Genomic DNA, 21914 nt, shown 5'->3' on the forward strand with positions numbered 1-21914 from the left:
TCCCTACCTTTCAAAGAAGCTCCGCAATTTACGTATAAATGGATTAGATTGTGATGAATGCATTGCAAGTTTTGCTTCACCTAAATATGTTTGTATAATTTTTTCTAGATATTCTGTTATTGATGAACGAGGAAACTCTGATAAGAACGGAACCTGTCTAATGACAGACTTTCGTACATGAGAATCCTCGGGCAATACCCCAAGAATAAGAATCTCTTTATTTAGAAACTTTTTCATTGCTATTTGCAATCGTTCAAGTGTTTGGAAGCCTTCCTTTTCTCTTTCACTACGGTTGCAAATCAAAAATAGCCGATGATCCGCTTCTACTTCATTTAGAACAATATACTTCATCATCGAGTAAGCATCAGTTATGGCAGTCGGTTCAGGTGTAGTAATAACGAAAATGTCATCAACTGATAATAAGATTTGAATATTTGCTTTTGTCGCTCCAGCTCCCATATCAAAAATAATATAATCATAGATATATTGAAGCTCTTCAAGTTCAGATAATAATCGATCAATTGCTTCTCGATTAAGCTCTACGATATTATCAAAGCCATTTCCAGCGGAAATATACGATATCTGGTTCGGTGCTGTAAAAATAATATCTTGGATTGGAATTTGTTGTTCGAGAAAATCTGAAATCGTATATTTTGAATCTACACCTAAAAGTACATTGACATTACCCATACCGATATCAAAGTCAAAAATTAAAACTTTTTTCCCTCTTTTAGACAAAGAAATGGCAGTATTGACAGAGATATTAGTTTTTCCAACGCCACCTTTCCCGCTAACAACTGCAATTGTTCTTGCTGTTACCGAGTGCTTTTTCTTCAACATTTTCCGTAAATTTTCTGCTTGATCCATCATTGGTCGATACCTTCAAATAAATGCTTAATAATGGCTTGTGAACTTCCTACTTCAACATCATCTGGGACATCTTGTCCATAGGTTAAATAGGCAACCCCTTTTTTATTTTGAATCATTATATTAACAATTGTTCCATAAGTTGAGGTCTCATCCAGCTTAGTGAAAATAAATTTATCTATAGATAGTATTTCAAAGTTTTTAATAATCTCCTGGATATCCCTTTCTTTCATTGTCATTGAAAGAGTAAGAAATGTTTCAATATCTTGCTTAAAATCGATGAGATTTTGAAGTTCCTCAATATATTTCATTTCTCTATAATTTCTTCCTGCAGTATCGATAAAAACATGATCATAATCCTCATATTTTTTTACCGCTTTTTGAAAATCTTCTAATTTATAAACAACTTCCACGGGGACATTTAACAAATTAGCATATGTCTTTAATTGCTCAATTGCAGCAATTCGATATGTATCCGTCGTGATAAATGCTATTTTTTTTCGGTTATTAATCACTTCACCAGCTGCAATTTTTGCAAGAGTAGTCGTTTTTCCTACTCCTGTAGGTCCTACCAAATTAATATATTTTTTCCGAACATTGCTTCCCCCATTGTCATATTGTGAGAGAATTTCTGTAAAATGTTTCTTCGCCCATTCGGAAATTTCCTGTTCTGAAGGGTCGACCTGTGAACTTCTCCATTGCTTGAGAAGCTCCTCCCCTAAAGAATGGATAATATTCATATTTAAATCTTGACTATATAATTTTTCACAGAAAATTTGAATGGGTTCAGGATAATTTTGCATTTGAATTGGCTGGTTAATCGTAATATCTTGAACCATCCGTTTTATTTCATTAATTTCTTCATGTAAATTTTTATTTGACTCCAAAGACTTTTGACTAGGGTGTTGAGGGAGTTGCTCCCTCTTCTTTTCTTTAACAAATACCGTACTAGGTTTTCTTTCCATATCTAATGCAGCTATCACTTCTAGTTTTTTCTTTTTAAATAAACCAAGCCAGCCGCCAGTATGTGTCACCTTAGAATTGAGAATAACTGCTTCATCCCCTAAGTCCTGACGAATTTGTTTCATGGCTTCAGCCATGTTCTGAGCGACATATTTTTTTACCTTCATTCTACATTCACCACCCCAATACTTTGGACTTCAACATTTGCTTCCAATTCATTGTAGGATAAAACCGGAACACGTGGAAAATACCGCTCTGTCATTTGGCGAACATACATCCTTACTGCAGGTGAACATAAAATTATCGGCGTTTGACCGATTAATGATAATTGCTCAACTTGATTCGCGACTGCTTCAAGAATTGCCTGGGAATCATTCGGATCAATTGATAAATAATTCCCATGCTCAGTTTGTTGAACACCATCCGCTATCATTTTTTCAATTTTTCCAGAAACCGTTACTACTTTTAGAACATTTCCTTCTTCAAGAAATTGATTCGTAATTTGTCGGGCTAAAGCCTGACGAACATATTCCGTTAACAGGTCTGTATCAGTAGACATTTTTCCAAAGTCTGCTAACGTTTCGAAGATAATAGTTAAATTACGGATAGAAACATTTTCTTTTAAAAGTTTCGCTAGTACTTTTTGGATATCTCCTACTGAAAGTGGATTTGGTGTTACTTCCTCCACTAATATCGGGTACGATTCTTTCACGTGATCAATAAGCTGCTTTGTTTCCTGACGACCTAATAATTCATAAGCATTCATACGTAAAATTTCTGTAATATGTGTGGAAACGACTGAAGGTGGATCAACCACCGTATACCCTAGAATCTCTGCTTGTTCTTTCATTTCTTCGGTAATCCACTTCGCTGGTAATCCGAACGATGGTTCGACAGTATCAATTCCCTCAACTGAATCATCATCCATACCAGGACTCATGGCTAAATAGTGGTCAAGAAGAAGCTCACCTCTCCCCATTTCATTGCCTTTAATTTTCAATATATATTCATTTGGCTGCAATTGAATATTATCCCGAATTCGCACAACTGGAATAACTAAACCTAATTCTAAAGCAAGCTGCCGCCTAATCATGACTACCCGATCGAGTAGATCACCCCCCTGATTGGCATCAGCGAGAGGAATTAATCCATAACCGAATTCAAATTCGATCGGATCAATATTCAATAAATTAATCACACTCTCAGGACTCTTTAATTCTTCAGATTGAATTTCTTCTTCCATCTCTTGTAATTCTATATCATCCTTTTTTGGAATTTTCGATAACCGGTATGCACCAATAGCAAGAGCTGCAGCAATTGGGATCGTAACAATATCATTAATAGGTGTTGCAATTCCCAAAATAAATATAGTCGCCGCAGCAACATATAACATTTTTGGAAACGCAAAAAGCTGGGTCATCACATCCTGACCTAGGTTTCCATCCGATGCAGCACGCGTTACAACAATACCGGTTGCAGTTGATATGATTAACGCAGGTATTTGACTAACAATTCCATCCCCAACTGTTAGGAGAGAAAACCTCATAGCTGCTTCAGAAATTGGTAGCCCTAACTGGGTCATCCCAATAATGATTCCAAAAATTAAATTGATTAGTACAATAATAATTCCGGCAATTGCATCCCCTTTTACAAACTTACTCGCACCATCCATTGCTCCATAAAAATCTGATTCTCTACTTACCTTTGTCCGTCGATCTCTCGCTTCTTGTTCAGAAATCATCCCTGCATTTAGATCTGCATCAATACTCATTTGTTTACCTGGCATCGCATCCAAAGTAAAACGTGCTGCTACTTCTGATACACGTTCAGATCCTTTTGTAATAACAATAAAATTGATAATAATTAAAATTAAGAAGACAACAAGTCCTACGATTACATTCCCTCCAACTACGAATGTACCGAATGTTTCTACTACACCACCCGCTTCTCCTTTTGATAATATAGATCTAGTAGTCGATACGTTTAACCCAAGTCGAAACAAGGTTAAAATTAAAAGTAATGTAGGAAAAACAGAAAATTGCAATGGCTCGGTCATATTCATCGTTGTTAATAGAACGAGTAATGCAAGAGAAATATTTATGATAATTAGAAAACTTAATAGACCTGGCGGAAATGGTATGATCAACATCGCGACGATTAATATAACACCTAGGATAACGGATAAATCTTTTGTTGACATACACTTTCTCTCCTAACATAAAAGCACTAAATTTTATTTTTAATACGGTAGACATAAGCTAATATTTCTGCAACGATTTTGAAGAATTCTTCTGGGATCGTATCGCCAATTTCCGTCTGAGCATAAAGCGCTCTAGCTAATGGTCGATTTTCCACCATAATTACTTCATTTTCTTTGCCGATTTTTTTAATTTTTTCTGCTAAGAAATCTACCCCCTTTGCAATAACATAAGGTGCATCATGTTTGCTTTCATCATATTTCAAACAAATTGCATAGTGGGTAGGATTCGTTATAATAACATCCGCATTAGGAACCTCCTGCATCATTCTGCGCATCGCCATTTCTCTTTGTCTCTGTTTGATTTTCGATTTAATTAGTGGATCACCTTCAGAGTTCTTGTATTCATCCTTAATATCTTGTTTTGACATTCGAATATTTTTTTCAAAGTCATACCGTTGATATAAAAAATCAAAAACTGCTAGAAATAATAAGGCGATGGATGCGGCTAGTCCCATTTGTAAAACCAAATTGATAATAATCTTAATTGCTTGTCCAACCGTTTTATAAGACAAACTTAGGACTTCATCAATTTTCATCCATAAAACGATAAAGGTAACGACACCAACAAATGATATTTTTAAGATTGATTTTAATAATTCAACAATTGCCCGCATGGAGAAAATACGTTTAAATCCCTTAATTGGATCTAATTTTTCTAATTTAGGGGCAATACTCTCTGTCGAGAACATAAAACCAATTTGGGCAAAGTTTGAGGCAAACGCTGCGATAAAGGCAACAATCATGATAGGCCCTAATATAATCGCCACTTCTTTTAATACCTCAATAAGAATGTGCTGAATATTGTTTTCTGTTACATCTACCAACAGATAATGTTGAAATGTATACCGAAAAAAAATATAAATATGATTGCCAATAAAGGATGAACCAAACATGAGAAATAGAAAAACGGCTAACAGACCAACCGCAGTATTAATATCTTGACTTTTTGCTGTTTGGCCTTTTTTTCTAGCATCCTGACGTTTTTTAGGTGTTGCCTTTTCCGTCTTCTCTCCAGAAAAAAACTGTAAATCAAGTGAAATCCATTTCATCATGTACCACCTACTATTTTCATTACATCCCTCATCGTATAAAACATCAATTCAAATAAGCGTTGAGACACAGAAAAAATTACACCCATGACAATAATTAAAACGATAAAGCTTACAGCAATTTTCACCGGAAAACCTACTACAAAAATATTTAATTGAGGTACTGTTCTAGCAATAATACCGAGTGCAATATCTACTAAAAATAAAGAAGCAACTACCGGTATGGACATTTGAAAAGCAATCACAAACATTTTACTAAATGCCTTAATAATAAATTCGATTAAATCTCCATCGCCAAATGGGATTGCTTTATCAATGGGTATAAAGTTATAACTATAAAAAATTCCATCTAAAATAATATGATGACCATTTAGAGCAAGTAAAAGCAATAATGCAAAACTATATAAATATTGACCCATTAATGGACTTTGAGTCCCTGTTTGTGGATCAATAACATTAGCAATCGCAAAGCCCATTTGAAAATCTATAAATCCACCTGCAATTTGAATGGCTGCTAATATTAAATAAGCAATAAAGCCAATAAAGAGACCAACCATCGCTTCCTTAATAATAAGCATGAAATAATGAGCGTCAATTTCAAAGCCAGGTACGTCTAATGTATAATACATTAGCCAAGCTAATAGGAAGGCAAATCCAATCCGATATATAGCAGGTATTGTTCGATACGAAAATAAAGGCATTGTTACAAAAAAGGCTGACACACGAACAAATATTAATAAAAATACAGAGAAAGATGGTATAAGCTGTGCCATTCTATCAACCTACATACCTAGTTAAATTAGAAAAAATATCTGTTGCATAGGATAATAAGTGACTTAACATCCATGGTCCAAAAAACACAAGTCCAATTAAGACTGCAACAATTTTTGGAATAAAAGCTAAGGTTTGCTCCTGAATTTGTGTAGTAGCTTGAAATATACTGACGATTAATCCAACAATTAAGGCTACAAGAAGAAGCGGTCCAGCAACAATTAATGTAATATATATCCCTTTTTCAGCAAGGGAAATGACCATATCCGAATTCATTTTTCATTCTCCTTCTATGTTGAATACCGTTAAAAGCTTTGCAGCAATGATTTTACAACCAAATACCAGCCATCTACTAAAACAAATAGTAATATCTTAAAAGGTAAAGAAATCATAACTGGTGGTAGCATCATCATCCCCATTGACATTAAAATACTAGCAACAACCATATCGATAACTAAAAATGGAATAAATATCATAAAACCAATTTGAAAGGCGGTTTTTATCTCACTTATCGCAAATGCTGGTACTAATGACGTAATCGGAATATCTTCTACACTTTTTGGCTTATCTGCGTGAGAATATTCCAGAAACAGCTCCAAGTCTTTTTGCCTCGTGTATTTACTCATAAATTCCTTAAAAGGTACAGATGCCTTATCATAGGCTTCTTCAAGTGTAATTTTGTCATTGAACAGCGGTGTTAATGCTTGCTGATTCACCTCATTAAAGGTAGGTGCCATTACAAAAAAAGTTAAAAATAATGAAAGTCCAATGATTACCTGATTCGGCGGCATTTGCTGTGTTGCTAAAGAAGTACGCACAAAAGACAAAACAATAACAATTCTTGTGAATGATGTCATTAAAATCAAAATACTAGGTGCGAGCGATAATACAGTTAGAAGGAGAAGTAGCTTTACTGCTGCTGAAACATTATCAGGTGAACTATTATTAAAAAACTGCATAAATTCATTCATCTGTTTTGGACTCCTTCTTATCTAGCTTATTTAATGCTTTATTCCTTTCCTTTTTCATATGGGAAAGCTGATCTTTTAATATATTTTGAAATGAGTCAGCATGGTTTGCTTCCTCATTTTTTTTTCTATTTTTAATCCCATTTGCTAGTTTTGAAACCAAGTCTTTCGGCTCAAGTGATTGATTTAATTGATCTTCATAATAATGGATAAATTCATCCACTTCCTTCTGATTATCAATTTCCTTCAGCAAATGGATATCCTCTCCTACCCCTAAAATCAAGATTCGATTCCCTGCCTTAACAATTTGTAACGAACGGTTTCCACCTAAAGGTGTACCACCGAAATTTTGAATCATACGATTTTGTTGATAAGAACGACTTTTTTTATTAATAAATTTTAATAAGAAATATAATAGTGCAACAACAAAAATTAGTGCGAAAATCATTTTGGCAACGTCCATAAAAGTTATAACCGAGCCATTCGTTTCTTTATTTGTTTCTATATTTTTGTCTTGTTTTTTCTCAATTACCTTATCTTCTGCTTTCTTTTCCTTAGAAGAAAAATAATCAGACACAGTACCATTGACCGACTCTGCATGGGCGACGATGTGCTGCCCATACAGAGGTGTCAATAGTAACAGGAAGATGATTATTTTCAAAAAATTCTTTTGCAACGTTAGCACACCTTCTTATCTACATTTAAGCAAGAGTTTTTTGGATTGCCTCAATAACACGGTCTGCTTGGAAAGGTTTTACAATAAAATCCTTTGCTCCCGCTTGAATCGCATCAATTACCATTGCTTGTTGTCCCATAGCAGAACACATAATAATTTTTGCATTTGGATCGAACTCTTTAATCTCTTTCAATGCTGCAATTCCATCTTTTTCTGGCATAGTGATATCCATTGTAACGAGATCTGGTTTTAATTCTTTATATTTTTCAACTGCTTGAGCGCCATCAGCAGCTTCTGCCACTACTTCAAATCCATTCTTCGTTAAAATATCTTTAATCATCATTCTCATAAATGCTGCATCATCTACGACTAAAATTCTATTTGCCATTTTTATTAACTCCCTTATCTCTATAATTTCTTAATTCTATCTCTTTGACTTAGTATATCTGTAATTCTGACACCGAAGTTTTCATCAATTACAACTACTTCTCCTTGTGCTACAAGCTGCCGATTCACAAGGATATCAACAGGTTCCCCTGCAAGCTTGTCTAATTCAATGATTGATCCAGTACCCAGCTCTAAGATTTCCTTTACGGACCTCTTCGTTTTACCAAGTTCAACTGTTACTTGGAGTGGAATATCTAGTAACATATTTAAATTTCTTGTTTCAGGTGGTGCGAGCTGAACCTCTTCAAAACTTGAAAAAACGGCTGGTTGAACATTTTGCGCTGGATTCATATGGCCATTCCCAGTTTGATAGGTTTGCTGTTGTCTAGGCTGTGATTGAGGCATATCATATGAACTTGTCTGCATCTTCATTGGTTCAACGGCTGGTTGTTGTATTTTTTGAGTTTCACTCATCATAGTACTTTCACTTGGTTTTACAGCCTCTTCTGATTCACTATTATTAAATAGGTCCTCTACTAATCTCTTACCAAAATCTAATGGTAATACTTGCATAATGGAAGAATCAATTAAATCTCCCACCTTTAATCGGAAGGATATTTTTATTAACAAATCTTGAGCAGGTATTTTCTCTGCACCTTCACCAGCATTTAAATTTAGAAAATCGACGACAGGTGGAGAAATATCAACTCGTTTATTGAATACAGTTGACATTGATGTAGCTGCTGAACCCATCATTTGATTCATTGCCTCTTGAACTGCACTTAAATGGATTTCATCAAGTGTTGTTTCTTCGGTAATTTCTCCTGTTCCACCAAGCATTAAATCAGCAATGATTGAAGCATCCGATTGTTTAATCACAAGCACATTTATACCGGAGAATCCTTCTGTATATTTCACCTGGATTGCTACATATGGATGTGGAAATTCATCATTTAACTTTGATTGTTCAATAACAGAAACGGTTGGAGTCGTAATTTCTACCTTTTGTGATAAAAGAGTTGATAATGCTGTTGCGGAACTACCAAAAGATATATTCCCAATCTCTCCAAGGGCATCACGTTCCATAGATGTCAAATATTCATCTACCGATAATTTATTATCAACCTCATTGTTTTCTGTTCCTTTTAAAAGTGCATCTATTTCATCTTGTGAGAGCATATTACTCATCATCATCTCCTCCTTTCACTTCATTTAAAATTTGAATTGCCATCTTTTTACTACTCTTCCCAACCTGTGCATAGTACTTTGGAATGTCCTCTAATTTCACAATCACAGGTTCATCAATTTTTTTATCTAGTTGGATAACATCACCCATCTGAATATTTAAAAAATCCTCAATTGAAATCTCAGCATTCCCTAATTCCACAGCAAATGGAATTGGCGCATACTTAATTCTTTTCTCAATATTCTTTGCCTCAATTGGCTCTTTTTCTTTATTATTATTCTGCATCCAATAGTGGACAGATAAATTAGGTATAATTGGTTCCAATACCACATGTGGAATACAGAGATTAATCATTCCACTGGTTTCACCTACTGTGGTATTCATCGAAATTACTACAACTGTTTCATTTGGTGAAACCATTTGTAAAAACTGTGGATTTACTTCGAAGTCTGCCAAAACAGGATTAATTTCCGCTATATTCCCCCATGCTTCTGTCAAATGTTCAAACGCACTTTCAAATAAATTTGACATGATCCTTTGCTCAATTTCAGTCAAATTATCAACCTTATTAACACTTGTTCCTTTTCCTCCCATAACAAGATCCAACATGGAGTAAGCAATATTTGGATTAATCTCCATAAGAATTCTTCCATCAAGAGGAGGTACATCATAAGAATTTAAAATCGTCATTTTTGGTACTGAACGTATAAACTCTTCAAAAGGAATTTGGTCTGCTGATGCAACGGAAATTTGTACATACGTTCGTAATTGTGCTGAAAAATAAGTGGTTAAGAGTCTTGCAAAGTTTTCATGAATCCTCGTTAAACTTCTAATTTGATCTTTTGAGAAACGTAAAGCTCGTTTAAAATCATATACTTTAACTTTTTTAGTCTCTTGTTCTTTCTTAATATCATCGGCATTCATTTCGCCTGTTGATAACGCACTTAACAAGGCATCAATTTCGCTTTGTGATAATATTTCACCTGACATTTTATCCACCTCCCTTTTTTAAAAGAATTATCATTATTGAACCACATAGGAGGTTATATAAATCTTGACGATTTTACCGTTTTGCATATAATGATCAACGGTTTTCTTCAAGTTATTTAAAAACTTTTGTTTGCCTTCTTTGCTATCTAAATCCTCAGAAGCGGTTTCTGATAGTTCATCAATCACGGCATCTTTCACTTGAAAATCTCTTTTTTCAAGTTCCTTTTTCGCTTTTTTGCTATCTGTTTCAATTTTTAAGGCAATTTTAATAAAATTATTGTTTTTTAAATTGGTCGTGATCTCAGGAACATCGACAGAGCTTTCAACGACTTTATCGATGGATGGGCCATTATTAGCACTTGTATGATCCATTTTATAAATAACAATAATTGCAATTGCTCCCGCTAATAAGATCACAAGTATAAGTGTGATCATTGTAGCCAACATCTTATTCTTCATGTTGGGCGACCTCCTGATTCATATTTCCTAACAAGTTGATAGAGTTATAAAATGCTAGAATTCGTTTTTCAATTTGTTCAATTGTTTCCTTTACAACGTACTTATGTCCATTCGTTAATGTAATCGTTGAATCCGGGAATGCCTCAATCGTTTCAATATACAGGGCATTTAATAAAAATGACTTACCATTTAATCTGGTGACGGTAATCATACTTTTACCAGTGGATCAGACTTGCATATATCAGTCTGGCCCACTGTCCTCCTTATATTATCGTTTTAAGTTAATGAGTTCTTGTAAAATTTCATCTGATGTTGTGATGATTCTTGTATTAGCCTGGAAACCACGCTGAGCAACAATCATTTCAGTGAATTCCTCTGAAAGATCGACATTAGACATTTCTAAAGATCCAGAAGCAATATTTCCAAAACCATCTCCTGGTACTCCATAATTTGCTGTACCTGAGTTTACTGATGCCATAAATGTATTATTCCCCGCTTTTTGAAGTCCAGCTGGATTACTAAATTTTGCTACGGCTAATGTTCCAATAGGGGAAACCTTGCCATTAGAATAAACCCCATTTATCTCACCCATCGAACCAATGTTAAAGCTCTTTAAGGTACCTTGTTCTTGACCATCTGGGGTATAAACAGCTTTTAAGCTTTCACCACCAGAGGTTAATTGGGATAAATCAATTTTAACTTTAAGAGTTTTTTCCTTACCAGTACCATCATTAATTTTTAAATCAATATCGTTTCCATCTTTATTCCACTTTTTTGTATTGGAATCATATGTTAAATCCTCTATTTTTACAATATTAGGATTATTTGTTGTGCCTGCTGGAGGTGGATCCAAAGACTTATCTTCAAAACTAATCGTCCATTTATCTCCATCTTCAGTACTTGTTGTAACAGTAAGTACATGTTTATTTCCATCTGTATCAACAACCTCAATTTGTTGAGTTTGTTCTGTCTTTCCACTAACACTTTTATTATCAGGAAAATTACCTAAGACTTCTATCTTAGTTGTATTTTTTGAAGGTAAAACTGAATTCACATCTACCACAATATCTTTAAGTTGTCCTGTTTCATCGTATTGTTGTACTTTTAGTCCCTCCGAATTCACTAGTGTACCTGTATTATCCAAATAAAAATTACCTGCCCGTGTATAAAAACTTTGTGAGCCTTGTTTCACAATGAAATATCCATCTCCATCAATGGCTAAATCTAAAGCTCTTCCTGTAGTTTGTAAACTAGATTGGGTATCAATAATATCAATAGAGGCTAATGTCGATCCTAAACCAACTTGCATCGCGTTTTTTCCACCACGATTTGCTGAAGCACCACTTGCACCAGATACCATTTGACTCATTGTATCCTTAAATGTCACACGACCTTTTTTAAATCCATAGGTATTTACGTTTGCTATATTGTTTCCAATTACGTCTAGTTTTGTTTGGAAGTTTTTCATTCCACTAATTCCTGAGTACATTGAGCGTAGCATGTATGATCATCCTTTCTAAGTTAGTTAGCTGTATCTGTCATTTAACAGCTAGACGACTTCCTCATCGGTCCAGTCGTTTAATTTACAATAATTGCACCGTTTATCTTGGTAAAAATTTGATTGCTTGCTTCTTGTAAGTTCATTGCTGTGATCACTGTTTTGTTTTTTGCACTAACAATTAATGCTGCGTTATTTACTATGACAAGAGATTCATTGACACCTTTCCTCTTTGCTTCGGATACTTTCAAACCAATTTTGTCCCATTGGCTAGCATTTATTTGAATGCCTCGCTGTTCTATTCTTTCACTAGCATGCTTACTAATCGTTAACTGACTAGTCTCATGAGAAAGAGCTTGATTAAAATGCTGTGAAAAAGGTGTTTGAACTGTATTTAATTGTTTTGGAACTTGTACATTTGGTTTAGACGTAATTGGTTGTAATGGAACTTGACGATATATTGACCTGTCCATTCAACCACTTCCTATTCTCTATTTTCGTTTTCGGGCTCTTATGGTTTTTTGTTATCGTCTGAGGTATTTGTCGGTATCCCTACTTCAGAAATATTAGCTGGATCAAGCTCTGTTCCATCTTCTAAAACAAATTTTACTGACCCATCCACGAAGCGAACAGTTTTAACAACTCCACTACCAGTAGTTGTTTCTGGTTTCCCATCTGGATCTTCACTTGCCGTAATCTTATGCCAAGTTACATTTTTTCCGACAAATTCAGAATAAGCGATTAATTGCGTTTGCTGCTGCATCCCAACTAAATTTTCAATCGATCTATTCATATTTGTCATTTGTTCTAAGGAAGAAAAAGTAGCCATTTGTGCGATAAAATCTTTATCCTGCATTGGATTTAATGGATCCTGATTTTGTAATTGAACCATTAGTATTTTCAGAAAATCATCTTTACCTAAAATATCTGACCCCGTTTTTCTTTCCGTCTTTTTAATACTTGAATATTGCAAACTCGGATCAATTGTATTTGCCATTTCATCACCTATATTTTCTCTTCTATTAAACTATCATTTAAAACCTCTGAAAATTGAACCTTGGATTTATCCTCTTTATTCTGCTTATTTTTTTCTTGTTCATCATGGAATGACTGTTGTTCAGCATCACCTTGATCAAACTTCTGTGCTTCAGTTTCACCGAAAACAACATCAAGCTTATCCACTTGAATATTTTGCTGTGTAAAAGCATGCTTTAATTGATGTAATTGTGAATCAAGGATATCTTTAGCAGCACTTGTAGTAGCAATCATTCTTGCTGTTAAGGCACCCTTATCTTGTAGTATTTCAATTCGTAATGAGCCTAAATGTTCAGGGTACAGTTTAATCAATAGCTTATTTGTACCATCGCCTTTAAAGAATTGAGATTTACCTAAAATGTTCGTAAAATCCTTCACAAACTGTTCGTAGTTTACTGGCTTGGATTCTTGATTCACCTGTAAAACAAATTGTTCAATTTTTGAAACTTGTTGCATTTGTACAGGATTAGTACTAATTGGTTGATCTACAAGCTGATTTCCTAACTCTTGAACTTGAACTTGAGTCTGACTTGTTATCATTTGGTTTTGCAATGGTTGAGTCATTCTTGGCTTTGCTATGAGTTTGTTATCTGAGATTCCTTGGTCTAATACCTTTTGTTGTTGACTTAATACTTTATTGAAAGCATTTTCTAGTACGGTATTTTGATTAGGTCTTTCATTGTTGATGATTTGCTCTAGCTTTGTAATAACTGATTCCATATTTTCTTTAAGGATACTCAAAGATTTCAAGTCATTTTTAGCGAGATCCATTTGCTGTGACAGTGTTTCAACTGCTTTTGATGCGTTTGCAGCAAATTGAAACAGATCCGGCTTTAATTGCTTGAATGATTCTTTTGGAAGATTAGCTAGTACCCCGAGCAACTTAGCTGTAGCATGTATAAACTCACCTGAACCCATTTGTTCTTTTATAGCTTTTAACTGATTCACGTTTATTGGATTATTTCCCAGTAGTGATAAAAGTTCATCCATTAACGTTCCAAATTGCTCTTTAAAATCATCTACTGAAATTCCCATAGCATCGGCTATTTGTTGTTCAGAAAGCTTCGAACCATTTAAAAGTTCCAGACTATTACCTGTCCCGATACTGCCACTCTTCAAAATGGTAAGAATATTATTGAATAGATCCATTATATTTACTTCAATCTCTCCAGTAACCGATTTACCAAGACCATTTTGTGAGTTTAAGAGGCTATCAAATGCACTTTTAAAACCATTAGCTTGTTGAACAACCTGACTTAGTTTCCCGTTTACAGGCATCAAACTTGCAACTTGCATGGCACCTATATTCACTTTTTCACCTCCCTTCATTTAAGTATCACTGATTAATCATTTGTTTTTGCACTTAACATTTCAGTATATTTCGCCGCACGATCAGCTGGCATCTTTTCCATAATTTTGGCTAGCACATCTGATTTTAAATTGGAAAGAATTTTTAATGCTTCCGGATCTTTCATACTTAGAATGATAGGTGCAGCACTTTTTGCAGACATCGATTCATAGGTTTGTACAATTTCTTGAAATGCCTTTTTATTTTGGTTCTGTATTTGTTTCAATTCATCGATCTCGTCTTCAAGTCTTTTTTGTTCAAGAAGCATTTGTTGTTTTTCATTATCTTGACTATCAATTTTAGATTGCAATTGAGTTAACTCTGTGTCCTTATTTTCAATTTCCGCTTGTAGATCGATGATTTTGTCTTCATATTCTTTAAGACTTTTTCCGCTAGTTTTTTCAACTTTAGAAGAAATAAAAGGAAGATTTCCACTTAAATCCTTAGCTTTTTTAAATACATTCACACCAGCAAATTGGGCAACAATTAATGCAATCACGATTGCAAATAATAAAGGAATAAATATTACATATAGGAACCACTGAAATCTGCTCCTTGGTTGATCTTCTATTTTTTCTTTTACTTCTCTATCCATCCTTATCACCTAATTTCCAGTGTGATGAAAATAGCTTCGCGTTGAGATTTCATCTGCCTGCTTATTCTCTATTTCCTTTAATAAGTCTTGATATCTCTCGAAGTCTTTTTCCTTCATTTTTTCATATTTTTTCATTTCAATATTCTTTTCCTGTAGTTGTTGTTCACACCAATTCATTTGAGTCCGGGCATTTATTACAAGCTCTTGATAATGTTTAATTGAAATCTCCAAATTAGCAATAAAGCGTTGGTAATGTCTAATTTCTTGTACTTTAAATCCAGTTTGTAGTTTAGCTGCTTGAAATTCCACTAAATCTTCTTTTTTCTTTAACAATTGGTACAGTTCTTCAGCAACATTTTCAAAACGTTTCACAGCTTTTTGATAAGTAGCAAGAGCCTCATCTTTTTCACGTTCTTTTAATGTTAGTATCTTTTCAAATTTGTATTGATATTTCATGCCCATTCCCCTTTATTCGCAAGCTGGATAATTGATTGAACACTTTGCTCCATCGTTATTTTTTCATCTGTACGTTGTTTTAAGAAAGAAATAATATTAGGGTATCTTTCAATAGCTTCATCGATTTCTTTTGAGGCGCCACGTTTATATGCACCAATACTAATTAGATCTTCAGAGTTTAAATATGTACTTAATGTTTCCCTTACTTTATTTGCAGCCTCTTTATGCTCTTCTGAAGCGAGATGATTCATTAAACGACTAATACTTTTTAATATATTGATAGCTGGAAATTGACCTTTATTGGCTAGGTTACGATCAAGAACAAAATGACCATCTAATATTCCTCTAACGGTATCAGCAATCGGTTCATTCATATCATCTCCATCAACTAATACCGTATAAAAACCAGTGATTGTACCTTTTTCATTTGTTCCCGTTCTCTCTAATAATTTCGGCAAGATAGCAAATACCGAAGGAGTATAGCCTTTCGTTGCTGGAGGTTCACCTACCGCCAATCCTACTTCCCTCTGTGCCATGGCAACACGTGTTACAGAATCCATCATAAACATGACATTAAGACCTTTATCACGGAAGTATTCAGCAATCGCGGTAGCGGTAAATGCCCCTTTAATTCTCATTAGAGCTGGTTGGTCTGAGGTTGCTGCGATGACAATGGAACGGCTTAAACCTTCTGGGCCAAGATCCCTCTCGATAAACTCTCTTACCTCACGACCACGCTCACCAATTAATGCAATGACATTTATATCAGCCTTCGTATTTCTAGCAATCATTCCTAGTAATGTACTTTTTCCTACGCCACTTCCTGCAAATATCCCTATTCTTTGTCCTTTTCCAACCGTTAATAAACTATCAATGGCACGAACACCAACTTCTATCTCCTCTGAAATAGGCGGTCTTTTTAATGGATTCGGAGGACTTTGTTCAGTAGGAATTGATTTTAATCCCTTGGGTAAAACAGATCCATCCATTGGATTGCCTAATGAATCAATGACCTTCCCGATTAATGTTGAGCCCACCTTTACCTCAAGTGGTTTTGATGTTGCTTCAACTAAACTTCCAGGGGCAATATCTTGAATATCAGCATATGGCATTAGGATGACATACTCGTCCTTAAAACCAACGACTTCGGCTTGAATTTTTCGATGGTGTTTTTTTCCACCAACACGGATCCAGCAAACATCACCAATTGAGCTCTCCGGACCTAATGATTCAATCATTAGCCCAACGACACGCTTTACTTTACCGTAACGCTTATATGTTTCCACTTCTGGAATAATCGAAAGAAGTTCTTCTGCCTTCATATTGTTTCACCCTCAACGAATTCCATTAACTTCACTTTTAATTCCGACAGTTGACTATCTACACTTGCATCTACACGGCCATGACTTGTCTCTATCAAACATTGGAATTCACTTAATTCATCATCCGCGTAAACATAGCATTGTTGATTACTTGGAAATATTGCATCTAATTCATCCTTACATTGAATGACAAAACTATATTGTGTAGGATGTACAAGAATATGAACCTCTCTATGCTCTTTTACTTCCTTTAATGCTTCTTTAACAATGTTAAGGAATTTCTCTGGTTGTTCTTCTATCGTTTCGTGTAATATTCTTTCGGCAACCTTCATTCCCAGGTCTAAAATGACCTTTTCAGCTGATTCGATATATCGAACATATTCGCCTTTTAAATCATCTGTCATTTGATTGACCATCTCTAATTGTCCATTATATTGTGCAAATCCTTGTTGTTGCCCTTCAGTTAAGCCTTGTTGAAAACCAATGGCTTTTGCTTCTTCGATTAACAAGGTTTTTTCTTCATTCCACACTTGTTTTTCTTCTAAAGTTTGATTTTTGATTAAAAGAGCTTCTTGCTCAGCTCTTTGAATGATTTCATGAGCCTGTTGTTGAAATTTTTCCAGTATTAATTTTTTCTCTTGCTCTAATGGATCTGTTTCATCAATTTCTTCAACTGGCTGAAGGCATGAAATATCTTTAATCCCTATCACTTTTGCTTTTATTTCACTCTGAACTGCGGTGCGTGATTTTATTATCTTAGACAATAATGTCATCTCCTCCACCACGAGCTATAATAATCTCTCCAGCATCTTCTAATCTACGGATTGTAGAAACAATTCTTGATTGAGCCTCCTCAACATCCTTCAAGCGAATTGGTCCCATATATTCCATTTCCTCTTTTAATGTTTCTACCATTCTCGTAGACATATTTCTAAATACTATATCCTTTACCTCATCACTAGATACTTTAAGTGATAATAATAAATCTTCATTTTCACAATCACGTATAACACGTTGAATCGAGCGATTATCAAGTGTAACAATATCCTCAAATACAAACATCCGTTTCTTAATTTCTTCAGCAAGCTCAGGATCTTGTATTTCTAGTGCATCTAAAATCGTTTTTTCTGTAGAACGATCCACTCCATTAAGCACTTCAACAACAGATTCAATTCCTCCCGTTTGAGTGTAATCTTGGGTAACTGTCGCTGATAGCTTTTGCTCTAATATGGTTTCAACCTCACTAATAATTTCAGGTGATGTACGATCCATAATAGCAATTCGACGAGCAATATCTGCTTGCACATCTTGGGCAAGTTCTGAAAGAATTTGTCCGGCCTTTTCAGGATCTAAGTAAGATAAAATTAAAGCAATTGTTTGTGGATGCTCATTTTGGATAAAGTTTAGAATCTGACTTGGCTCGGCACGTCTTGCGAAATCAAAAGGTCTAACCTGCAATGAGGAAGTTAGGCGATTGATAATGGTTGCTGCTTGTTCCGCACCCAAGGCTTTTTCAAGAACGGTTTTGGCATAGCCGATACCGCCTTGTGAGATATAATCCTGTGCTAGGGCAATATTGTGAAATTCATCAAGAATATCTTCTTTCGTATTGGAATCCACTTTTTTCACACCTGATATCTCTAATGTTAATTTTTCTATTTCTTCTTCTGACAAATGTTTATAAACTGACGCTGAAACATCAGGTCCAAGTGAGATAAGTAGAATAGCGGCTTTTTGCTTTCCTGTTAACCCTTTTTCTTTAATCGCCATTTTCCATCCCCCTTTAATCCTCTGATATCCATGTTCTTAGTAATTTTGCAAATTCATCAGGTTTCTCTTTTGCCATTTTTTCAAGTTGTTTTTTCCGTAGAGTACTTTCTGTTTCATGCTCTTCATTTACATCTGCAATTTGTATTGGTGTAGATTCGATCATTGGCTCTTCCATAAGTTCTTCCTCTTGCTTCTTCCGTCCACGAATCATCAAAATAATTAAAAGAACAATAACAAATAATAAGATTCCACCGACTAGGTATATCCACCAAGGTAAAGATGAATCTGATTTTGTCCCTTGTTTCACTTTTCCAGTAAATGGTTGAACTGAGACAGCGATTTTATTTTGAAGTTCTTGATCAGTTAGATCTGTTCCTACATTTTTATCAATTGATGTACGTATAATCGTTGATAATATTTTAGTAATATCATCCTTTGTACTTTGTGGTAATGAATTAACATCCTTTGAATTCGGTGGCTCAACCATTACTTGAATACCGAGATCTCTTATTTTATACGGACTTTCCGCAATTTGCTTATGAATTTTATTCACTTCATAATTGATTGAATCCTGAGTTTTTTCATAATCTCCATCAGAATCCCCATCAGTTTCTACATAAGTGTTTATCGAATCATTAGGGTTTTCAGCCTGTGTAGTTCCGCCGGCAGCTGCACCTTTTCCTGAGTATGTTTCAGTAATTTTTTGGGCGCTAATTTCAATCCCCTTCATATTTTCCTTATCGACTGGCTCGACTAAATCTTCTTCTCTGTTTTCTTGGGTGAAGTCGATATCAGCCGATACACTAGCAACAATCTTGTCATAGCCCATCATTGTTCCGAGCATAGATTGTACTTGTCTTTGAATATCTCTTTCAATTTGATGTTTTATATCCATCTGTTGAGTAAATGTATTTCCAGTCCCACTTTGATTATTCAAGTCAAAATACTCAAAATTTTGATTCATAATTACGATGTTATCATTTGGTAAATTAGGAACACTTTTTGATACAAGATTATATAAAGATTTAATTTGCGATTCACTAAATTCATAGCCTGGCTTTGTCGTTAAGACAATTGATGCAGATGCTTCCTGACCACCATCACTCACAAAAATTTCCTTTTTAGGCATATTGATCATTACTTTAGCATCTTCTACACCATCTATTTCTTTCATTAAATTTGACAATTCCGTCTGCATTGCATCTAATTTTACGACATCAAATTCATTGTCGGTCATTCCAAATCCCGCATTCTGACTAAAAAAGGAATAATCGATACTTCCTGATTTTGGTAAACCTTCTGAAGCTAGTTCGATTTTTAATGTATCTACTTGATCTTTTGGAACTTTAATTGTTTTTCCATTATCAGCGATCTCAGATTTAATTCCTTTTGAATCAAGATTTTCTTTAATGGAGCCCGCTTCAGCTGCTGATAAATTGCTATATAACGGTTCCATTGTAGTTCTAGTAGAAAAATAACCGATTAATATAATGATAAGAATAATAAGTGCAATGGAGGAGATTCCTACAATTTTTTGCTTTTTCGATTTACTTTTCCAAAAATCACTTAATTTGTCTGAATAGCTTCTTAATTTCTCATTCATTACTATCCTCCAATTTTTGACCCCAATAAATTATTTCAATTGTTGAGCGTATAGTAGGAATCTTCTGCATTCAATGAGCAAGAGTTCCTACTATACCATTTGGACAACTGGTTTACTTTAACTTAATAACATATTAAACTTGCATTCTCATTATTTCTTGATAAGATTCAACTACCTTATTTCTTACTTCCAACGCAGCCTGCAAAGTTATGCTTGCCTTTTGCGCTGTAATCATCACTTCATGAAGATCGACATTTTCCCCTTTTGCTAATTTCTCTGTTAAAATATCCGATTTAATTTGTGATTGATTCACATCGGATATTGATTTCTTAAGAAAATCCGAAAATTTCACTTGAGATTGATAAGGGGTTGTAACTTGTTGACTATTTTTTTGTTCCAACGGACGTAAAAAACCTGTTGCAACCGAATTTATATTTTGAATAGACATATCGTCTACCTCCTAATCATTATTACTTTCCGATTTCTAATGCTTTCATCATCATAGATTTTGATGCATTAAATACCGTGACATTTGCCTCATATGAGCGAGTGGCACTCATCAGATCAACCATTTCTCTCAATGGATCTACATTAGGGAGACTCACATATCCATCCTGGTTTGCATCAGGATTTTCAGGGTCATACACCAATTTGAATGGTGTATCATCCTCATTAATTCTCGTTACTTTTACACCACCACTTACATTTCCACCACCCATGGCAGATTGTAAATGAGAGGAAAATGAATTATTTTTTGGCTCAAGAACAACTGTTTTTCGACGATATGGTTGCCATTGGCCATTTTCAAATGTTGCTCTAGTAGTATCAGCATTTGCCATATTCGATGATATAACATCCATTCGTAAACGTTGTGCCGTTAATGCAGAAGATGTTATACCCATGCCACTAAACATTGACATTTCTATTTCCCTCCTCTAATTACCGTTTGTAGTGTTGAGAATTTCCCATTAATCCGATCTGTTAGCGCATTGTAATAAATTTGATTAGTAGCTAAATCAGACATTTGCTTATCCACATCTACACCATTTCCATTTGAGTTATATTGAATATTTTGTTGTGTTACAATCGCTGAATTACTTTCTATATTCTGAAACTCAAAATGTCGAGGATCTGTACGTAATGCACCAAATGATTGATTTAATTCATTTTGAAATACTTTCTGGAAACTAACGTCCTTGGGTTTATAATTTGGTGTATCCACATTTGCGATATTGTCCGCTATCGTCTTTTGTTTCAAAGAAGAATAATCTAGTCCCCGTTCTAATGTAGTAAACGTATTAGAAAATAATTTCAAATTTTACACCTCTTACTTTTTTACTAGACATAATCCGATTTAATACGACAAACTCTTTAAAAACTATTATTATTTTAATGGTAAAAAATCACACTGTCTATGCAATTAGTAGATTTTTCATAAAAAATCACCATTTTTTCTTGTTTATAGGACTTTAGTTCCATAAAAAAAACAGGCCTTAATTTGTCAATTTTTTTGCTCATGAGATTTATTTTATCAAGTGGATGATCATTTCTCTAGTGGGTTATTATGGAAAAAAATTCACCGAATATTTGTATAATAATGGGAAATAGAAAGGACTTAAGTTTTGAGGATTTAGGCTAATACCTGGAAATAGAATAGTCGAAATGACATTATATAGAAATAATAAAACCGCCAATAATAAATTATTGGCGG

The 21914-nt window shown here is 34.5% G+C and carries 26 protein-coding genes; all 26 read right to left on the reverse strand.

Annotated elements, in window-relative coordinates; translation table 11 throughout:
* Nucleotides 1-3: 3 nt before the first annotated feature.
* The 26 genes from MHI39_RS15980 to flgB all read right to left on the reverse strand — a co-directional run bounded on the left by MHI39_RS15980 (nt 4) and on the right by flgB (nt 21518).
* Nucleotides 4-870, reverse strand: a complete 867-nt coding sequence (locus MHI39_RS15980) for a MinD/ParA family protein (RefSeq protein ID WP_078109070.1) — start codon at nt 868-870, stop codon at nt 4-6.
* Nucleotides 867-1997: a flagellar biosynthesis protein FlhF gene (flhF, locus tag MHI39_RS15985; RefSeq protein WP_212941828.1), complete on the reverse strand. Its 1131-nt coding sequence runs from the start codon at nt 1995-1997 to the stop codon at nt 867-869. Before flhF ends, MHI39_RS15980 begins: the two co-directional genes overlap by 4 nt.
* The gene (gene flhA / locus MHI39_RS15990) at nt 1994-4030 is read right to left on the reverse strand and encodes a flagellar biosynthesis protein FlhA (protein ID WP_078110796.1); all 2037 of its coding nucleotides are present in this window, start codon (nt 4028-4030) and stop codon (nt 1994-1996) included. Before flhA ends, flhF begins: the two co-directional genes overlap by 4 nt.
* Nucleotides 4031-4056: 26 nt before the next feature.
* Complete coding sequence (gene flhB, locus MHI39_RS15995; RefSeq protein WP_180212897.1) at nt 4057-5139, reverse strand: flagellar biosynthesis protein FlhB; 1083 nt, start codon at nt 5137-5139, stop codon at nt 4057-4059.
* The gene (gene fliR / locus MHI39_RS16000; protein WP_212941830.1) at nt 5139-5912 is read right to left on the reverse strand and encodes a flagellar biosynthetic protein FliR; all 774 of its coding nucleotides are present in this window, start codon (nt 5910-5912) and stop codon (nt 5139-5141) included. Before fliR ends, flhB begins: the two co-directional genes overlap by 1 nt.
* Nucleotides 5913-5916: 4 nt before the next feature.
* Nucleotides 5917-6186, reverse strand: coding sequence for a flagellar biosynthesis protein FliQ (fliQ, locus tag MHI39_RS16005; protein WP_058002664.1), 270 nt, complete (start codon nt 6184-6186; stop codon nt 5917-5919).
* Between the two features lie 29 nt (nt 6187-6215).
* Nucleotides 6216-6881: a flagellar type III secretion system pore protein FliP gene (gene fliP, locus MHI39_RS16010; protein ID WP_212941833.1), complete on the reverse strand. Its 666-nt coding sequence runs from the start codon at nt 6879-6881 to the stop codon at nt 6216-6218.
* On the reverse strand, nt 6874-7554 hold the full coding sequence (locus tag MHI39_RS16015) for a flagellar biosynthetic protein FliO (protein WP_078110793.1): 681 nt from the start codon (nt 7552-7554) through the stop codon (nt 6874-6876). The genes fliP and MHI39_RS16015 overlap by 8 nt, the downstream gene beginning before the upstream one ends.
* Before the next feature lie 25 nt (nt 7555-7579).
* Nucleotides 7580-7942, reverse strand: coding sequence for a response regulator (locus tag MHI39_RS16020; RefSeq protein ID WP_058002661.1), 363 nt, complete (start codon nt 7940-7942; stop codon nt 7580-7582).
* Between the two features lie 20 nt (nt 7943-7962).
* Entirely contained in the window at nt 7963-9132 is a 1170-nt protein-coding gene (gene fliY, locus MHI39_RS16025; protein ID WP_201785803.1) for a flagellar motor switch phosphatase FliY, read from the reverse strand.
* Nucleotides 9122-10117, reverse strand: a complete 996-nt coding sequence (fliM, locus tag MHI39_RS16030; protein WP_058002659.1) for a flagellar motor switch protein FliM — start codon at nt 10115-10117, stop codon at nt 9122-9124. The genes fliY and fliM overlap by 11 nt, the downstream gene beginning before the upstream one ends.
* Nucleotides 10118-10150: 33 nt before the next feature.
* Nucleotides 10151-10576: a flagellar basal body-associated protein FliL gene (fliL, locus tag MHI39_RS16035; protein WP_058002658.1), complete on the reverse strand. Its 426-nt coding sequence runs from the start codon at nt 10574-10576 to the stop codon at nt 10151-10153.
* Nucleotides 10566-10787 (reverse strand): flagellar FlbD family protein, encoded by a 222-nt coding sequence (locus tag MHI39_RS16040; RefSeq protein WP_058002657.1) that lies wholly within the window; start codon nt 10785-10787, stop codon nt 10566-10568. The genes fliL and MHI39_RS16040 overlap by 11 nt, the downstream gene beginning before the upstream one ends.
* Nucleotides 10788-10844: 57 nt before the next feature.
* Nucleotides 10845-12077 carry a flagellar hook-basal body complex protein gene (locus MHI39_RS16045; protein WP_058002656.1) on the reverse strand — a complete coding sequence of 411 codons (1233 nt, stop codon included), beginning with the start codon at nt 12075-12077 and terminating at the stop codon, nt 10845-10847.
* A gap of 77 nt (nt 12078-12154) precedes the next feature.
* Nucleotides 12155-12547 carry a TIGR02530 family flagellar biosynthesis protein gene (locus MHI39_RS16050; protein WP_058002655.1) on the reverse strand — a complete coding sequence of 131 codons (393 nt, stop codon included), beginning with the start codon at nt 12545-12547 and terminating at the stop codon, nt 12155-12157.
* 38 nt (nt 12548-12585) lie between these two features.
* Nucleotides 12586-13071 carry a flagellar hook assembly protein FlgD gene (gene flgD / locus MHI39_RS16055; RefSeq protein ID WP_058002654.1) on the reverse strand — a complete coding sequence of 162 codons (486 nt, stop codon included), beginning with the start codon at nt 13069-13071 and terminating at the stop codon, nt 12586-12588.
* An 8-nt stretch (nt 13072-13079) separates the two neighbouring features.
* Nucleotides 13080-14420, reverse strand: coding sequence for a flagellar hook-length control protein FliK (locus MHI39_RS16060; protein ID WP_058002653.1), 1341 nt, complete (start codon nt 14418-14420; stop codon nt 13080-13082).
* 32 nt (nt 14421-14452) lie between these two features.
* On the reverse strand, nt 14453-15052 hold the full coding sequence (locus MHI39_RS16065) for a MotE family protein (RefSeq protein ID WP_342539719.1): 600 nt from the start codon (nt 15050-15052) through the stop codon (nt 14453-14455).
* A 9-nt stretch (nt 15053-15061) separates the two neighbouring features.
* Entirely contained in the window at nt 15062-15508 is a 447-nt protein-coding gene (fliJ, locus tag MHI39_RS16070) for a flagellar export protein FliJ (protein ID WP_058002651.1), read from the reverse strand.
* Nucleotides 15505-16830: a flagellar protein export ATPase FliI gene (gene fliI / locus MHI39_RS16075; protein WP_058002650.1), complete on the reverse strand. Its 1326-nt coding sequence runs from the start codon at nt 16828-16830 to the stop codon at nt 15505-15507. Before fliI ends, fliJ begins: the two co-directional genes overlap by 4 nt.
* The gene (fliH, locus tag MHI39_RS16080; protein ID WP_342539722.1) at nt 16827-17594 is read right to left on the reverse strand and encodes a flagellar assembly protein FliH; all 768 of its coding nucleotides are present in this window, start codon (nt 17592-17594) and stop codon (nt 16827-16829) included. Before fliH ends, fliI begins: the two co-directional genes overlap by 4 nt.
* Nucleotides 17587-18600 (reverse strand): flagellar motor switch protein FliG, encoded by a 1014-nt coding sequence (gene fliG / locus MHI39_RS16085; protein ID WP_058002648.1) that lies wholly within the window; start codon nt 18598-18600, stop codon nt 17587-17589. The genes fliH and fliG overlap by 8 nt, the downstream gene beginning before the upstream one ends.
* Nucleotides 18601-18613: 13 nt before the next feature.
* Nucleotides 18614-20203, reverse strand: a complete 1590-nt coding sequence (fliF, locus tag MHI39_RS16090; RefSeq protein ID WP_058002647.1) for a flagellar basal-body MS-ring/collar protein FliF — start codon at nt 20201-20203, stop codon at nt 18614-18616.
* A gap of 133 nt (nt 20204-20336) precedes the next feature.
* Entirely contained in the window at nt 20337-20651 is a 315-nt protein-coding gene (gene fliE, locus MHI39_RS16095) for a flagellar hook-basal body complex protein FliE (protein WP_058002646.1), read from the reverse strand.
* Between the two features lie 22 nt (nt 20652-20673).
* On the reverse strand, nt 20674-21123 hold the full coding sequence (flgC, locus tag MHI39_RS16100) for a flagellar basal body rod protein FlgC (protein WP_071976672.1): 450 nt from the start codon (nt 21121-21123) through the stop codon (nt 20674-20676).
* Between the two features lie 2 nt (nt 21124-21125).
* Nucleotides 21126-21518 carry a flagellar basal body rod protein FlgB gene (gene flgB / locus MHI39_RS16105; RefSeq protein ID WP_058002644.1) on the reverse strand — a complete coding sequence of 131 codons (393 nt, stop codon included), beginning with the start codon at nt 21516-21518 and terminating at the stop codon, nt 21126-21128.
* Nucleotides 21519-21914: the final 396 nt, after the last annotated feature.

Origin of the sequence: Heyndrickxia sp. FSL K6-6286 (genome assembly GCF_038630395.1) — a bacterium.
Lineage (GTDB): Bacteria > Bacillota > Bacilli > Bacillales > Bacillaceae_C > Heyndrickxia > Heyndrickxia oleronia.

Excerpts from the sequence above, each read along its gene's own strand:
- MHI39_RS15980 (WP_078109070.1), bottom strand. The coding sequence starts at position 870 with ATGATGGATCAAGCAGAAAATTTACGGAAAATGTTGAAGAAAAAGCAC.
- flhF (WP_212941828.1), bottom strand. The coding sequence starts at position 1,997 with ATGAAGGTAAAAAAATATGTCGCTCAGAACATGGCTGAAGCCATGAAA.
- flhA (WP_078110796.1), bottom strand. The coding sequence starts at position 4,030 with ATGTCAACAAAAGATTTATCCGTTATCCTAGGTGTTATATTAATCGTC.
- flhB (WP_180212897.1), bottom strand. The coding sequence starts at position 5,139 with ATGAAATGGATTTCACTTGATTTACAGTTTTTTTCTGGAGAGAAGACG.
- fliR (WP_212941830.1), bottom strand. The coding sequence starts at position 5,912 with ATGGCACAGCTTATACCATCTTTCTCTGTATTTTTATTAATATTTGTT.
- fliQ (WP_058002664.1), bottom strand. The coding sequence starts at position 6,186 with ATGAATTCGGATATGGTCATTTCCCTTGCTGAAAAAGGGATATATATT.
- fliP (WP_212941833.1), bottom strand. The coding sequence starts at position 6,881 with ATGAATGAATTTATGCAGTTTTTTAATAATAGTTCACCTGATAATGTT.
- MHI39_RS16020 (WP_058002661.1), bottom strand. The coding sequence starts at position 7,942 with ATGGCAAATAGAATTTTAGTCGTAGATGATGCAGCATTTATGAGAATG.
- fliY (WP_201785803.1), bottom strand. The coding sequence starts at position 9,132 with ATGATGAGTAATATGCTCTCACAAGATGAAATAGATGCACTTTTAAAA.
- fliM (WP_058002659.1), bottom strand. The coding sequence starts at position 10,117 with ATGTCAGGTGAAATATTATCACAAAGCGAAATTGATGCCTTGTTAAGT.
- fliL (WP_058002658.1), bottom strand. The coding sequence starts at position 10,576 with ATGAAGAATAAGATGTTGGCTACAATGATCACACTTATACTTGTGATC.
- MHI39_RS16040 (WP_058002657.1), bottom strand. The coding sequence starts at position 10,787 with ATGATTACCGTCACCAGATTAAATGGTAAGTCATTTTTATTAAATGCC.
- MHI39_RS16045 (WP_058002656.1), bottom strand. The coding sequence starts at position 12,077 with ATGCTACGCTCAATGTACTCAGGAATTAGTGGAATGAAAAACTTCCAA.
- MHI39_RS16050 (WP_058002655.1), bottom strand. The coding sequence starts at position 12,547 with ATGGACAGGTCAATATATCGTCAAGTTCCATTACAACCAATTACGTCT.
- flgD (WP_058002654.1), bottom strand. The coding sequence starts at position 13,071 with ATGGCAAATACAATTGATCCGAGTTTGCAATATTCAAGTATTAAAAAG.
- MHI39_RS16065 (WP_342539719.1), bottom strand. The coding sequence starts at position 15,052 with ATGGATAGAGAAGTAAAAGAAAAAATAGAAGATCAACCAAGGAGCAGA.
- fliJ (WP_058002651.1), bottom strand. The coding sequence starts at position 15,508 with ATGAAATATCAATACAAATTTGAAAAGATACTAACATTAAAAGAACGT.
- fliI (WP_058002650.1), bottom strand. The coding sequence starts at position 16,830 with ATGAAGGCAGAAGAACTTCTTTCGATTATTCCAGAAGTGGAAACATAT.
- fliG (WP_058002648.1), bottom strand. The coding sequence starts at position 18,600 with ATGGCGATTAAAGAAAAAGGGTTAACAGGAAAGCAAAAAGCCGCTATT.
- fliF (WP_058002647.1), bottom strand. The coding sequence starts at position 20,203 with ATGAATGAGAAATTAAGAAGCTATTCAGACAAATTAAGTGATTTTTGG.
- fliE (WP_058002646.1), bottom strand. The coding sequence starts at position 20,651 with ATGTCTATTCAAAATATAAATTCGGTTGCAACAGGTTTTTTACGTCCG.
- flgC (WP_071976672.1), bottom strand. The coding sequence starts at position 21,123 with ATGTCAATGTTTAGTGGCATGGGTATAACATCTTCTGCATTAACGGCA.